12 protein-coding genes are annotated in these 15,523 nt (G+C 43.6%); 2 read left to right on the forward strand and 10 right to left on the reverse strand.

Annotation, left to right across the window (positions count from 1 at the left end):
* Nucleotides 1-59: 59 nt before the first annotated feature.
* From efeB to AC1DOV_RS29195, 9 genes are all read right to left on the reverse strand, one after another.
* Complete coding sequence (efeB, locus tag AC1DOV_RS29155) at nucleotides 60-1,367, reverse strand: iron uptake transporter deferrochelatase/peroxidase subunit (RefSeq protein ID WP_477512762.1); 1,308 nt, start codon at nucleotides 1,365-1,367, stop codon at nucleotides 60-62.
* Nucleotides 1,368-1,371: 4 nt separating this feature from the next.
* Nucleotides 1,372-2,235, reverse strand: coding sequence for an iron uptake system protein EfeO (gene efeO / locus AC1DOV_RS29160; RefSeq protein ID WP_430057374.1), 864 nt, complete (start codon nucleotides 2,233-2,235; stop codon nucleotides 1,372-1,374).
* A gap of 153 nt (nucleotides 2,236-2,388) precedes the next feature.
* Nucleotides 2,389-3,483: a glycosyl hydrolase family 18 protein gene (locus tag AC1DOV_RS29165; RefSeq protein WP_477551702.1), complete on the reverse strand. Its 1,095-nt coding sequence runs from the start codon at nucleotides 3,481-3,483 to the stop codon at nucleotides 2,389-2,391.
* Between the two features lie 37 nt (nucleotides 3,484-3,520).
* On the reverse strand, nucleotides 3,521-5,182 hold the full coding sequence (locus AC1DOV_RS29170; RefSeq protein ID WP_477512760.1) for a polysaccharide deacetylase family protein: 1,662 nt from the start codon (nucleotides 5,180-5,182) through the stop codon (nucleotides 3,521-3,523).
* Nucleotides 5,183-5,220: 38 nt separating this feature from the next.
* Nucleotides 5,221-7,092 (reverse strand): glycosyltransferase family 2 protein, encoded by a 1,872-nt coding sequence (locus AC1DOV_RS29175; protein ID WP_477527900.1) that lies wholly within the window; start codon nucleotides 7,090-7,092, stop codon nucleotides 5,221-5,223.
* A 21-nt stretch (nucleotides 7,093-7,113) separates the two neighbouring features.
* Nucleotides 7,114-8,427 carry a nucleotide sugar dehydrogenase gene (locus AC1DOV_RS29180; RefSeq protein WP_477512758.1) on the reverse strand — a complete coding sequence of 438 codons (1,314 nt, stop codon included), beginning with the start codon at nucleotides 8,425-8,427 and terminating at the stop codon, nucleotides 7,114-7,116.
* Nucleotides 8,428-8,454: 27 nt separating this feature from the next.
* Nucleotides 8,455-9,906, reverse strand: coding sequence for a polysaccharide deacetylase family protein (locus AC1DOV_RS29185; RefSeq protein WP_477551703.1), 1,452 nt, complete (start codon nucleotides 9,904-9,906; stop codon nucleotides 8,455-8,457).
* Between the two features lie 239 nt (nucleotides 9,907-10,145).
* Nucleotides 10,146-11,228 (reverse strand): Gfo/Idh/MocA family protein, encoded by a 1,083-nt coding sequence (locus AC1DOV_RS29190; protein ID WP_477512487.1) that lies wholly within the window; start codon nucleotides 11,226-11,228, stop codon nucleotides 10,146-10,148.
* An 85-nt stretch (nucleotides 11,229-11,313) separates the two neighbouring features.
* Nucleotides 11,314-11,883, reverse strand: coding sequence for a C40 family peptidase (locus AC1DOV_RS29195; RefSeq protein WP_076269627.1), 570 nt, complete (start codon nucleotides 11,881-11,883; stop codon nucleotides 11,314-11,316).
* A gap of 374 nt (nucleotides 11,884-12,257) precedes the next feature.
* Here AC1DOV_RS29195 and AC1DOV_RS29200 point away from each other — a divergent pair, with 374 nt between their 5' ends.
* Together AC1DOV_RS29200 and AC1DOV_RS29205 are read left to right on the forward strand one after the other, a co-directional pair.
* A complete protein-coding gene (locus AC1DOV_RS29200) occupies nucleotides 12,258-13,190 on the forward strand; it encodes a hypothetical protein (RefSeq protein ID WP_477551704.1) in 933 nt (310 codons plus the stop codon).
* Nucleotides 13,191-13,305: 115 nt separating this feature from the next.
* The gene (locus tag AC1DOV_RS29205; protein ID WP_477512489.1) at nucleotides 13,306-13,551 is read left to right on the forward strand and encodes an NHLP leader peptide family RiPP precursor; all 246 of its coding nucleotides are present in this window, start codon (nucleotides 13,306-13,308) and stop codon (nucleotides 13,549-13,551) included.
* A gap of 41 nt (nucleotides 13,552-13,592) precedes the next feature.
* On the opposite strand, the gene AC1DOV_RS29210 is transcribed toward AC1DOV_RS29205, so the two are convergent.
* Nucleotides 13,593-15,512: an ATP-binding protein gene (locus tag AC1DOV_RS29210; protein WP_477551705.1), complete on the reverse strand. Its 1,920-nt coding sequence runs from the start codon at nucleotides 15,510-15,512 to the stop codon at nucleotides 13,593-13,595.
* Nucleotides 15,513-15,523 lie beyond the last annotated feature (11 nt).

Here is a 15,523-nt window from a genome sequence, read left to right on the forward strand (position 1 = left end):
CGCCCCTTTCATCATCAAGAGCTATTTTCTACCCAACCCTAACCGAGCAACATTATGATTTAAAATAACGTTTCTCCGATATATCCGCCTTCACGAACACCTGGAAAACAAGCAAACATCGCACTGCCCGTATGAACGACATACTCATTCATTAGGTCGCTTTGCCCAAGCTTAGTCTGCATCGGAATAAATTGTTTCCGTGAGTCGCGGTTAAAACAAATAAACAACAAGCCTGCATCCAGCTGCCCGGTTTTGTGATCCATTCCACTTGAATACGAGTAGGAGCGGCGCAATATTTTTACCGTGCCATCGCCATGAGCTAGACGCACATGCGAATTCATCGGAAGCACCGGTTTGCCCTTCTCGTCCTTCTTCTCCAAATCAAGCTTGTCGAACTCATGCGCTCCGCCAAGCGGGGCACCGCTGTCTCGGTGGCGGCCAAAGGTTGACTCCTGATCCCCGAGCGTCGAACGATCCCATACCTCAATGCGCATGCGAATACGCCTTACGACCATATAGCTGCCCTTATCCATCCACGGCGTACCATCCGCTGCGGCTGCCCACACGACCTTGTTCATTTCCCCATCATCGTTAACGTCTGGATTGCCTGTTCCATCCCTAAAGCCCATCAGGTTGCGAGGCGTTGCATTCGCTGGATCAGCACCGCTCGTACGCTGGAAACCTTCCTGCGTCCAGCGGAGCACCGCTTTCCCTCTAGCTATACGAGCTAGATTGCGGATCGCATGGAATGCAATTTGCATATCATTAGCATTCACTTGAACGCCAATATCACCGCCTGACCATTCGTCTCGCAGCTCGTCACCGCCAAAAGCAGGCATATCAACAAGAGCAGCTGGCCTTTTGTCCGCTAATCCATATCTTGCATCAAAGAATGACGAACCCACACCGAAAGTAATCGTAGTACGAGATGGCAGCAAACCTTCTGCTTCACCCGTATCTGAAGGAGGAAGATTTAAATTATCGTTAGTCTTGCCGAGCATCTCACCGTTTGTCATGGATGCTGCTGCACTCGTCCATGCTTGAAATAACTTGCGCACCTCATCAAGTGTACTCGCCGTTAAATCAAAGGAAGCGAATAAAATAAAGTCTTGTGCCGGCGTCGTGATTCCGGCCTGATGCTTGCCATAAAAGCTAACAATTTGGTCTTTATCTACTTTGACTGCCTTCGAAGCAGGCTTAGCCGCGCTGCGTTCCTGCGTTTGGAACAAGCTTCCGACTCCAGCTGCTCCGAGCAGCAGTCCAGCCCCGCCAACACCTGCCAGCCGTAGTAGGTCTCTACGGCTGATTTTTTTAGCATCTATGTTGGGCTTGCCCTCATTTTGATTGGAATTAAAAGATTCCGTCATGTTGTTAAGCCTCCAATATTGTACCCATTTGAGAAAGCGGCTCGGCAAGCGCATCAATAAGCTGGCTTAGCTTCTTTGTATCTTCCTCTTTCAAATCTAGATAGGACACATAACCATCACCTGATTTGTAAGCTGACAAGGCTTGCTCAAGATCAGCAAATCCTTTGCCGATTTGCTCATCCAGCGCAGCATCCTTTTTGTTCAATTCAGCTTTAACCAGCTGATAGATCTTATCTGCACCTTCCACGTTAGCTGCAAAGTCGTACAGATCCGTGTGTGAATAACGTTCTTCCTCGCCAGTCACCTTCGAAGCGGATACCTCATTAAGCAGCTCTACTGCTCCCGTTACAAGCAAACTTGGCTCAACTTCAACGGTTTCCATCAAAGCGCGAAGCAGCTTTACATCCTCCAGCAAGCGGTCTGCATATTCACCCATACCTTCGGTTGAGTTCTTCTCCCACAGCGACTGCTCAATGCGGTGGAATCCGCGCCAGTCCTTGTCTTCCACGTCATTCTCACGCGCATCAATATTTGGATCGAGGTCGCCAATCGCTTCAGCTATTGGCTCAATACGTTCAAAGTACATGCGTGTCGGCGCATACAGCTTTTTCGCCGCCTCAACATCCCCGCTCTTCACAGCTGTTACAAACTTCTCTGTTTCTAATATGAAAGTATCGGCTTGCTCAATAGTAAACTGACGATAGCTCTCCAGAATAGGTGCCCAAACCTCGTCCGAGACGACAGCACCGCTTGCGGAATTGCCCTCTGCTTGTTTAGGCTCATTCTTAACTGCATCATTTGAGCCGCAGCCTGTAAATACTACCGTACAAGCCAATAAAAAAGTCATTAATTTATACTTCATTAAAATTGCTCCCCACTCCAATAAATTGGATCTGTTTTTGTCCTAAAATGAAGTATATTCGCTATTGATAATCATTGTCAATGGAATATTTCAGTACTAAAGAAAAGTGCTTCCGCAGCTATTCTCATAAGCTTCAGAAGCACTTTGTTATTCCCTATTTTATTGCATATACAGCTTCAAATTTGTCAGAGATTCCATCTCTATTTCGCCTAATCTCCAAATCGCCGCCTTGCTAATTCCGTTCGCTTTTGCAGTATTTATCCAACGAGATAATGTCACTTCATCTGCGTACCACACGGTATGCTTCATATTGTTGGCCTCAGCATCAGTATATTCAAAAAACATGCTGCCGCTCGCTTGATCGCGCTGCGCTTTACTGCCCGTTTGCTTTAACAGCAGCCCCGCTCGCTCCTCAGTCAAAGCTTCAACCTTGCCATCCTCATGCCAATCGAACCCGCCAACCGAGAAAGCCATATACGGACTGCCAGGCAGTACTTCCATTCTGGTTGCCAATTGTTCAATAAAAGCTTCATCCGCTTTTGGTCCTGGTTCGCTGTGTGAGCCATATAGGTTATAAGCCATCATGACATATTCCGGGCCTTCCGGAAGCTTTAATTGTTCAATAGGAGCTCTTGGTTCCAAAATGATTCGAAGCGACTTCCCGCTTTTCTGCAAACGAGTATGAAGCTCCGAGTAGAAAAGCAGCATCCGTTCCCAGTCTTCTTCCTCGACTCGCTCATAATCGATCTCAATTCCGTTCAACCCAAATTGATCAACGGCTGCAATCAATTCATCTACATGTTTTTTGCGACTTTTTTCCGTCTCTACTAGCCGCGTAATTAAACTCGAATCCTTCTGAACAGACTCGCCATTTTCTTTAAACTGGTCGTTTACTACCGTCAGATAGAGCTGCATCTGTTCGTTCTTCTTATAAATCTTCATGATTTCAGGCAACGCCTGCTGGAACTTATCCGTAAAATAAAGACTATCCTTATAATCAAAATAGGCCGCAAACAACTGCAAGCTCGTTAATTCACCTTTAATAATACTCAGGTCCTCAATTCCCTGCTTCCACTGCCAGTCCACAATCCAAGCTGACAATTCAGGCAGTACGTTGGCTGCAGCCTGCAGTACGTCTTCAATAGACGACTGCTCCGCTTTCTTTGCGCGATTTGTAAGATTGGAAAAATACATTGCTGCGCCTACAAGCACCACAAGCAAACATGCTGCAATAAGACCTTTTCGTTTCCGCATTGATTCAAACTCCTCGAATTATTAGGTTCTGATTAAGCTAAAACGTATCGATCGCCCAGTCGAATGATGCATTAATCGCGTTCTTCACTCTACTGATTAACCCCTCAATCCCAACATAACCGTTCTTGTATAATGACTCATGCTCTGTACCGTCCTCATTGACGGTCGTTACTTTTATATTATCAAAAACAGCGTCGTAAATATCATCTTTTTCGTTGTTAAGGCTTGCTTTGGAAGCAAGCGCAATATTTCCGCCGACGATCGAGCTGCTAATTTGCTGCAAAGAGAGCTGCACATCATCTACAATCACCGTTAATTGATCGCCCGATACGCTAACTTCAAGCTGCTTCGCACGTTCAGCAGCCTTGTCCCCAAGCTTGCTTGCTAGCAGCCGTTCAACCTTGCCTCCGGGTGCCTTTTGCTCCACAATAACCGAATTATCCTCGATCGACACTCGAACAAATGAATCCGTATTCTGATCGTATCGAACATAAATCGATTGGCTGCCGACTGCATGACCGCCAAGCTCCGCAGTAAGTTTTACGTCGGCAGCATGAATATCTTTCAATAAAAGCATGCCGCTTCCTGCTGGAACAGAGGTTAAAGCAATCCGGTTATCCGTAAACTCAGCCGCACCGCTGATAAGCTTCCACTTTGCCGATCTCCGCTCATCCCCTGCAATAAAGCTGACTTTCTGACCAGTATCCTTACTAATTTTCATAAGCAAATGATTCGTATACCAATAGGAAGCAGGCTGCACCCTTGTTAAATTATAAAGGCTGTCACTGCTTTTATTCAAGGAAAGTCCTTCACGGTTAAAATGCATGCCGAACATCGCTTTAATATTTTGGTCGTTCACATTCTCAACAAGCCGGTTCATGCCATTGTACAAAATGTTCGCGTGCATAATCATATACACGTTAGGAACAAAGCCAAGCGTCTTGTTGTAAATTTCTTTCATCGACTTGTAGTCTGCATTGATGCGCGCTTCCATTTCGGCTCGATGCTCTGCAGGCACTAGGTTCTCATCCCGGATAAAGTCCATCAGGTAATGAGTGTAGTAGCTCGTGTTAGCCCGATCTTTAAACTCATTCTCTTCCTTCACACCAATGAGCTTGCCTTCCTTGTCAAAAATATTAATATAAGACAACCGGTAGCCGTTGCTTCCAAGCTCCCAATAGCCCTTTTTCATCATACTGAGCATGTCCTTAGGCTGAAGGAATTTGGATTCATTGCTCCCAACCTTATTCGCATAGGACAAAATGGTCGCTTTATAATTGTATTTCTCCAGCAAAGGCTGAGCAAATAAACTGGAATCGTTTCGTCCATCCTCGAAGGATAGAAACAGCGCTTTAGGCGGCAAAGGTTTTCCATGCTTGTAATAGTCCATGACATCCTGCTGCGAAATGGTTACATAACCTTGATCGTGCAGTGCCTTCAGCTGCTGATTCAGCCGTTTTTTGGAAATCAGCTCCGATGTACCGTTTCTTGCTACGCCAAAATAAGATAGCGCAATAAACCCGTCTTGATTGGTCCACTGCGCCTTATCCGGCTCCGCATATTGCTTGATATCAAATACAGCATGGAAAAGAATGAAGCCCAAAACAAGCAAGATGATCATCTGTACGGTCGTTCTGATCACCTTTCTTTTGTTTTTCCGCTTATAATCGAAAACTCCATTCGTATACCACTTATTCATAGCGGTCATCCTTATCTATGAAATAGACCATGGCCGCTTTAAAGCGGCATGTCCATATTCTTGTTGTTTTTGTTCTTTCTCGCTGCTTTCTTATTTCTAGCTTCAATGTCCTGCGGCGTTTCTCTTGTCCCCCAGGTTGATTTCCAGAAGGTAACCCATGCAACAGGCATTTGCCACAGCAGCACAAACTCGTAGAAAATACAAAATACGAATCCAAAAACCCACAGCTTGCTCTTACGAAACAACAGATGGGCAAAGCTCATCAACAGCGCCATCAGCAGCAGTCCCATCAGGAAGGTGCTTGGGAAGATCCGATACATGATCGGTACATAAACCAAGTTGTACAAAACCACAATCGGCGCTGCAATGGGAACAATAAGCCCAATGTAGAAGAACAAAGCCATAAACGGCTCCTTCCGCCAAATAAAGCCCCCTGCTCGCAGCGATTCACGCAGCCATGAACGTTTCCAGCGCATTTGCTGCTTTAAAAACACGTTCATCTCTGAGGGGACGATCGTGGAGCAAATCGCTGTATCCTGATAGCCGGTACGATGTGTTTTCAAAATAAAATTAGTCATGCTGCGGTCATCGCCAAAGGTCGCTGGCTGCCCCAAAAACTTCTGAGTCAGCCAAGCATCCTTATGCTTCAAAATTAAATCCTTGCGGTAGCAAGAGAGTGGCCCAGACAAGCAGGTTACGCTGTCAAACCAAGATTCAGCAGCCTTCATAATTCGGAATGCAATATAGTAGCGTACCGTCTGCAGCTTAGTAACTGTGTTCGTATATTTATTTTCCACATCCGTGCGTCCAGCGACACCGCCCATTCGCGGGTCCTGAAAGGGCTGTACGAGATTTCTAATCGCCGTAGGCTCTAGAAAGCTGTCAGAGTCCACAAATACGACCAAACGATGCTTTGCCATCTCCACGCCCTTTACAAGCGCTACGCGTTTGCCCCCATTTTCGGACAATACATGCAATTTCAGACGATCCTTCGTTTCGTACCTCTGCGCCTCTTTGTGAACAAGGTCGATAACCTTCTGAATTTGCTCCACAGAACGATCCTTAGAGCGATCATCTACGACAATCACTTCCAGCTTGTCGATCGGATAGTCTTGATTCATGCAGCTCAAAATCGTTCGATGAATCCATTCCTCTTCATTAAAGCAAGGAATTATAATCGATACGCCTGGCGTATAATGCGGATTAACCGGCACATCGCGGTGCAGCGCGCCGAAGAAGTAACGAGTGAGCAAGAAAGCCGCTGCCGTAATACTGTATAAATACAAGATGAAATTGTATTTAAAATAAATGATGCTCTCCACACGCATAAGCATAATAATACCAACTGCTACAAACAGCAGGGTGCTCGCCGCATAGACAGAATAACCCCAACGCTTCTTCTGAAGATACGTGGATAATGGCCTCTCAAATTGGAAAGCGATAAGCTGCTTCGCTCCCTCTTCGCTATCTCGCGTAAATGTTCTTTTAATAACAGCTTCTATTTTCACGGCAGACTCATAACCCTCAGGCATCGTCCCAGGTGGAATCTCAAAGCTCAGCTTATACTTTGCCCCCTCCATGAACGAATCGCCAATTACGGATGCGTCCAGTTCAATCAAAATGCCTGTAGAAGAAATGTCTACCGCTTTTCCCTTTATTGCCTGCTGCTTCCTCCGGCCATTGCGAAGCAGCCGCACGTCAAAGCTTGCCTCATATCTCAGGCTTAGCTCACGCAGCTTATGCATCGCTGCCGCATCATCACGGCCGTCCTTGCTTTGACCTTCGGCATAACCTCTTCGATCAACCTTTTGCCGCAAATGCTCCGGATCGGGAACGCTCCAAAGGGTGCGTCTGTCCGCTCTTGGAACAGTCAGCACTTCTATCGGCTTTTTTTTCTGTCGTCTAAACACGCTGCTGTCTCCAATCCGGCACTATAGGCTCCAATAGTCGTATCCGTTTTGCTCGAATAACCGCTTATCAAATACGCCTTTTATATCAACCAAAAACTTCGTTTTGTTGTCGTCATACAGCTTGTCAAAATCCTCAACATTCATCTTCGTAATTTGAGTGTGGGCAACCGCTACAATAACAACATTCAACCCGCTTAATTCCTCAATGTCGCATAGCTCGATGCCATACTCGCCATAAACCTGCTGCTTGTCCACATTTGGATCTGCCACAAGTGTTGTTATCCCGTACTCTTGAAGCTCTTCGATAATGTCTGTCACCTTCGTATTGCGAATATCGGAGCTGTCCTCTTTATAAGAAAAGCCAAGAAAGCCTATTTTGGCTGTATTTATATTTACCTTCTGCTTAACAAGCCTCTTAATGATTTGCTGAGCGACATACTTGCCCATCCCATCGTTAATTTGGCGTCCCGCTAATATAATTTTGGAATGATAGCCGGTATCCTCAGCCTTATAGGTCAAATAATAAGGATCAATTCCGATGCAATGACCACCAACCAGCCCAGGGCTAAAGTTAAGAAAATTCCATTTGGTGCCTGCTGCTTGCAGCACGGCTTTTGTATCTATCCCCATACCGTTAAACAGCATGGACAACTCATTCATAAAAGCAATATTTACATCTCGCTGTGCGTTTTCAATGACTTTTGCAGCCTCAGCTACCTTGATGCTCTCCGCCCGAAATACGCCTGCATCAATAATCAGCTCATACACGCTCGCGACAGTTTCCAGCGTTTCCTCGTCCATACCGGACACGATCTTCGTAATGTTCTCTAGTCGATGAACCTTGTCACCGGGATTGATTCGTTCAGGCGAATAACCTACCTTAAAATCGACGCCGCAAACAAGACCCGACTCTGCCTCCAAAATCGGAATACATATTTCTTCCGTCACCCCCGGATAGACGGTCGATTCAAACACAACCATTGCGCCATGCTTGAGCTTCCTGCCCACCAATTGACACGCACTCTTCACATAATTCAAATCCGGTATATTACCGCTTTGAATCGGTGTAGGCACTGCCACAATGAAGAAAAAAACATCTTTAAGCTCATTCAGATCTGAAGTAAACTGCGCTTCGGTATTTTTGAGCACATCACTGCCTATATCGCCGGTTGTATCAATCCCGCTGCAATATTGTGCAATCTTATCTTTATTGACATCGAAGCCGACAACGTCCACTTTTTTCGCAAAAGCTACTGCGATCGGCAATCCGACATAACCTAATCCAATGACCGCTATTTTCTTCTGCCTTGTAACGATTTCCTCGTATAACGTCATATGTCATCTCCATCTAGTAAGAAAAAGTTATTTTAGAGACATTTGCGACATGGGAACGAATGTATAGCCCTTGCTTTTCAGCTTCTCAATAACATCTGGCAGCGCCTCAATCGTATGAATGTTATCCAGCATGTGAAGAAGAATAACACTCCCATCAACCGTTTGATCCAGAACACCCTTCACGATATGGTCGGCGTCATTGGCAGAGTCCCAGTCGAACACCGTTACGTCATACATCGCAATGGAGGTGTAGCCTGTTGCAGCTACAATTCTCGCCCGTTCATCATCAATTTCACCCGTCGGGGGTCTAAATAACATGGTAGGCTGCTGCTGAATCGCTTCGGTTATTACTTGATGAGCCTTGACGACTTCCTCTTGCAATTCCTCAGGCGTTAACTTGGTAATGACAGGATGACTGTATGTGTGATTAGCAACATCATGTCCAGCTTCCGCTATCGCCTTAGCTAAATTCGGATTTTTCTCTACCCCGTTGGCACGCAAGAAGAATGTAGCCTTCACGTCATGCTTTTCCAAAATATCAAGCAGCTTTGTAATCGTGTAGTCGGTACCCCAATCATCAAAGGTAAGTGACACAACCTTCTTTTTATTTTCCCAGTTATAAATAAGCTTGTAGCTCGATTGTTTGTCGTTTGAATTTTTTCGAGCAGCATCAAATCCCGGTATTTGTTCAAGCGGTTTTCTCTCTTGACCACTGCTTACCAGCTCTTTAAGCGGAACGAGCTTGTAGCCAACCTCGGCAGCTGCCTTCGCAATAAGCGGTATCGTTTCAAGAACCTGTCCATCCAGCTCCGTATCCAAGGCAATAATGCCGCCCCGAGTTACATATTTTCGAATATAGTCCGCTTTCTCTTGCTCCGATTCCTGCTGCCATTCATGCAAATTAAGACTGTAAGATACAACAGCCGAAAGCCCGCTCTGCGCTGCAGCCAGCTGAACGGTATCATTGTAATCGCCGGATCTCGTCCGCATATATTGAGGCTTTACTCCTAGCTCCCTCTCGATCACTTCATTGCTGACATTGATCTCTTTAAACACTTGCTCATAGCTTAAATGAGTTAGATCGAGCCGACTAAGCGTGTTGTTCTCAATGCCATGACCTCTAGCCAAAATCTCCTTGGCGATTCCCGGCTCTTCAGCCACCCTCATGCCCGGCAAAAAGAAGGTCGCCTTAATATCGTAGCGATCAAGTTCATCGAGCAGCTTAGTCATGAGATTCTCATCACCCATACCATTGAAAGTAAGAGACAATTCCTTTTTTGTCGTATAGACAAATGGAATCACTTTACTCTTTTCACCATTTACAGGCACGACAGGCTTTTCCGTCTCTATTGGTTTATTCTCTTCGCCCGAATTGCCGCTGCTTGTAAGCAAAGCGCACCCTGTAACCGAAAGAGCCAGCAACACGAACATCAGCAATAAAATGACAGGATTCTTTTTTCTATTCGTTAAAAATGGCATCTGTTTCTCCTTTATAACTTGATTACCCATTAATTAAGAAATCGAATATGTTTTTCCAAGAAAAAAATAATAATTTCCAGAAAATTCCGAATATTCAAAACAAAAAAAGACTCTATCACAAAAATAGTGACTACGAGTCTTCTACTTATCATACAATTTTAGCACAGCCGAAGACTTACACCTGCATGTAATTGGTACCAATTTTGTTTAGTGCTAATTGTCCTAATTGGTGATTATAACTATTCTGGCATCCACACTTGTTTCTCCGTATGCACCGTTTGTCCCGAAGCCATTGCTTCCCCCATAAGGAGCGCCAAGTAGTGATCCTGTGCTGCTTCTGCCAGGCTATAGAAGGAAGCTCCTTTACCGGAAGCGAGCAGCCCCATTCGCAGCAAACAAGTCGCTATTGCGATCTCGTCATCACTAAGCCTTGCGGGAGCAACTGGATTCTGGTAAAGCCATTCGCCATCCGCAATAACCCCGCGATGATAATAACCTTCCAAATTCCCGTGCTGACCGGTATCGACTCTGCGAAGCTCCGTATGAATGGGCGTGGCGTAATCTTTTAAATAGCTGACTTCTGAGTCTACTAGCTCACCTTTGCTGCCTCTTACGAGCATGCGGCTGCGCCGTATCCAAGAGAAGTACTGATCCCCCGTAAAATCATATACAGCCAGCTTGTCGCCAAATCGGAGCGTTGCAATTCGCTGCACAGATTGAACCATTCGTTCTTCAAGCGGATCACCTTGTCTGCTTGGCCCTTGCATGATCTTCGATTCAAAGGTCTGTCCAATGATGCTGGCATGCTCGAAGCCGACGCCAAGAAGCTGTCTAATTAAGCTAATCCCGTGATAGTCATGGGCAGCAGATACCTGTGCTTGCGATACTTCACCCAGCTTCCCGGAGCGGGCAATCTGAATCCGAGCCGCATGCATCGGCTGAAATAAATACTGTTCGGCTACTTGTACCATTGCATCCTTAGGCAGCGATTGATACAGGTCGGTTAGTGCTTCCAAATCAGCAGCCGGAGGCGTCTCTGCCAGCACTGGAATTTGCCGTTCAGCTAGCTCTTGGATAATAGCCGGAGCCGCTGTTCGCGGGACAGATACAACAGCGAAGCTGAACTGCTTGGACTCAGCCGTAAACTGAGCCATATTGCGAACCGTACGAATGCCCCATTTTGCCTCCAGCAGCCGCCCCTTCTCCTCGTCACGAACAAGTATCGTATGAATGTTGAATTTCTCCGGCAATGCTTTGGCGATACGTATGTAAAACTCTGCGCGCCAGCCTCCGCCAACTATTCCAAAGCTAATAATAGACATCGTGAACCAGCCTCCTGGATGTAATCCGTTTTCGTCATAATGATCATTATAAAAAAGAAAAAGATCTCAACACGTGAGATCTTCTTTACGCAGTGCGGAAGGTTCCAGTTGCCTTTATTTCCTCTTGAACACCTGTATAAGCTTGCAGCTTACCATGGTAAACGAGCTCCAGCAGCGTTGTATTCTCCAAATCAGCAGGTGTTACGAACAAGGAAGGTTTATTAACAAGATTTACGCCGCTTTCCTCAAAAACAGAGGCTACAAACTGCGAGCAAAAGTATGCGTACTCTCGTTTCATCTCAATATTAAGCATGATGCCTAACATGCCTAGCAAATTGTATTTATACTGATCGCGATTTTTCTCCATGTAATGAATTTGATTTCGTATGTTTATATAGGCGCAATGACTAATCGTGCATCTATACAAAGCGCAGGTTGAGTTCTCAAAAAACTCGCCTCGTACATCCTCTTTCACAAATCCCGCAAAAAATGGGTTGTTCGGATTTTTTCTGCCAAAGCTATAAACCTCATTCAAGTCTCTGTCAAATGCGATTGAAGCGTGATTCAGCATATTTTTAGTGTACCATCTAATTGTCTTGGAAAATAAGGTTCCCGTATTCGTTAAGAGAACATAAATTTCAACATCTCTATTCATGCCATACTACCTCCACATTAAAGAACTCTCATCTAGGTATTAACTTTAATGCAGGAGAACTAAATTCTAAACCTGCTCAGGTAATAGATTCATCCCCGACCTAAGTCCAGTTCTGTAAGCATAGCGTGACAGAGGATCATCTACTAACTTCACCTATTTTTATAACCTTAATCCATTTTACTGGATTTTCTGCTTTTACTCAATACAGACTTCGTTTTTTTCTTCCTCATGCTTAAAAATATGTTAAGATTTTCTTTTTCCAAAAATGATATAGTAGGAAAAGATTGACACCGTTCATATACTATTTATATGCACCAAATCTTAATTTAGTATGGTCGTTTGGCTTACATTCTATTGCAGCGGAGGACATTTAAATGGAATGGTTTACTCGCTATACCACACAGCTGGAACTTGTTTATGCCAAAGCCGAAGAACGTATTGCAGCTTTCCCGGCACCGCTCGGCAGCCTTGGTCTGGCCTATGCGCATAAGTTCAATCCTGTGAAGCATGACAGCAATAAGGATTACATATGCAGCCTTCTCCCCTTCTGGATGAAAGAGCCGAGCGGAATTAATGATTCGCAATGCGAAGCGCTTGCATTAGCTAATGTATATGGAATGCTTTATTTTTTTATTCAGGATGACGTGATGGACAGCATGCCGGCATCAAATTGGAAGGAACAGCTTGCTCTAGGCAACCTGCTCATGCTCGAAATGTTCCGTGTATTCCGTGAGCTGTTCCCTTCAGCTTCACCATTTTGGGCGTATTACGACCATTATGTAACGAACTGGGCCGAGAGTGTAACCAACGAGGATCGCGATGATTACTTTATAAACGACCCTATCCGCACAGCTGGCAAAGCAGGTCCCGTCAAAATCGCAAGCACTGGCGCGTTGTTGTTAGCAGAACGCCCAGAGCTCATTGAGAAGATGGAGCTCGCCATCGATATTGTGCTGATGTCGCTTCAGATGTCTGACGACTATCAGGATTGGAAAGAAGATCTGGCTGAAGGCAGCTATAATGGCCTGCTTGCGATGATCACCGCAAATAGAACTGCGGAAGAAGCATTAACTGAACAAAAGGTTGAAAATGAAATCTTTATTCGAGGATGCCTCGGACCTTATGTTCAGCTTGCAATTGATAATGAAAAACGACTAATCGAATTGGAAGTGGGATCTAGTGAGCTAGTCGCATTCCATAGTTTTATACTAAAACATTTGAACCATACCCATGAGACGATAGAATCAAATAAAAAGTTGCTGCTGGAGGGCGGATTTAACTACTTTTTGTCTAAAATTTCAGTTTAATAGGTACTATATAATCTATTAATTGTCGAATAATTGAAAATTCATATAGAATTTGTCGAACGGGCATGATAGACTGAGTATGGTAAACTTATACATATTCGGAAGGGTGATTATTGTGTCCAATGTACAATCGTTAAAAGATCAAATCATTCAAAAAGCTTGGGAAGATGCCGAATTCAAGAAACAACTTATCGCCAATCCGAAAGAAGCAATAAAAGAAGCTTTCGGAATCGATGTTCCGGATACAATCGAAGTAGAGGTTGTGGAAGAATCGGCTAATAAATACTACTTGGTAATTCCAGAAAACCCAACAACAATTAAAGAAGAAGCGATCCAAGCACAAGGCGCTATGTGGCAATAAATAAAAATAAAAAAAAGCGCTGGTTTTAAAAGCAACCAGCGCTATTTTTCTGCAGATGGGATATGAATTATTGCTTCGGTTCCTAAACCTTTCTTACTAAAAAACTCAAGCTTCCCTTGCATTACCTCTATAATTCGGAAAGTAACCATCAGCCCTAAACCAGTTCCTTTTGATTTCTTCGAATAATACGGCTCTCCTAATCTTGCGAGATCAGCCTCATTCATTCCCTCACCGTTGTCTTTTATACAAATAACGACATTATTAGAATTATCCATATAAGCTCTAATTAATATAACACCTTCTTTGTCCAGTGCTTCAATACTATTTTTAATAATATTTATTAGAGCCTGCTTAAATTTTGATGAATTACCTCTTACAAATAAGTCATTTGCCAACTCAACATTGATTACTCCACCTTGCATTGTAGCAAGAGGAACCAGTATACCTTCAATTTGTTGAAGCTCCTCTGAAATATTTAAAAGCGTTGTTTGTTCAAGCTGTGGTTTGGCGAACGTAAGAAAATCAGTTATGATCTCTGATGCGCGATCTAATTCATCTATTGCAAGTACCATAAAACTTTGTTCCTTATCGTTCGTAGTTTTCTCACGAAGAAGTTGTAAAAAACCTCTCGTCACCTGCAACGGGTTTCTAACCTCATGAGCTACTGAAGCTGCTAACTGACTAATGATTTCCATTTTTTCAGACCGTTGAAGATCATTGTTAAACACTTCAAGTTGTTTTGAATATTTAACAACCTGTTCGTAGTTTTCTAAAATTCTCCTTGCAAGAATCACAACAAGTGCAGCAATAAAACTAAGAATGCCCCATTTCCAGAAAAACAAATCATAGCTCATACCCTTGATAAAATACCAAATAACTTCGGATACCCCGACTGCTGAGAAGATTCCGAAGCCAGTCGTTAAAACAATAGCTTCTTTATTTCCTTGAAAACAATAATTTATAAGCAAGCCGACGAGAAGCAAATTCCCAATTATTATTGAGCCACCGAAAGATATTATAGTAACCATAGTATACATAGTTTTGATCTCAACTGATATAAAAGAAGCAAACAATAATATAACTGTTATAATTAAAATAATAACCTGGAGCCTTCTAAACAATAATATTAACCCATAAGGGCCTCTTCCAAAAATCTTTTCGAAAAAGAAATAAATAGCAGGCATCAATAGGCTTGATGCTAAATCGAATAGATAGTAAATATAAAATCCATACTCCCCGTAAATAGTATGTAGATAAGGTGAATATGAGAGAATCATTAAACCGATTGATAAAATAACTACGCACAGTGAACTCCATCCAGCTAAATATGGTTTTCTCAAAAAAATAATAATAAGGAACATAGCCAATGAAACGAACAAAAGGGCTGCTCCCAATACAACATCCAGCATATCGTGCTTCAAAAAATCTTTACTGAGCGTTTGATTCTCGCCAACTAAGATTTGCTTCTTTAATCCTAGCCAGTCTGCATCTGTATGAAGAAAGACGTATACCATTTTATTAGATTCATACGAGCTTAAAGATAATAAAATCTCATTCCTATTATATGGATAATTACGATCAGACTTATATACGAGTTCATTATCAATAAAAATCATTACATCCTTCGCAGTAAGACTGCTAATCATTAGAGCGGGTCTTGAAAAGTAAAATTCAGGTAGTTTAAATCTCAACCATGCCGATGTAATATTAGCAGGCTTAGTAGGTAATGGATCGCCGTAGGTAAACGGGATCCAAGCGCCTTTTTTCTCCAGAAATTCACTATGATCCGAAATTCCAGATGGATTCTCCTCCCAGATCATTTCCCATTCTGTTATCCTGATATTTGGTTCATTCGTTAATGCTTGGAAAGTAGCAGCATAAGAAGCCGTAGCAAAAAAAGGAGTAACAATACAGAGCAAAAACACGAAGATCAACAAAAATTTACGTAGTACTTTCATCATACACCTCAAAA

The organism is Paenibacillus sp. 01T47 (assembly GCF_056398245.1).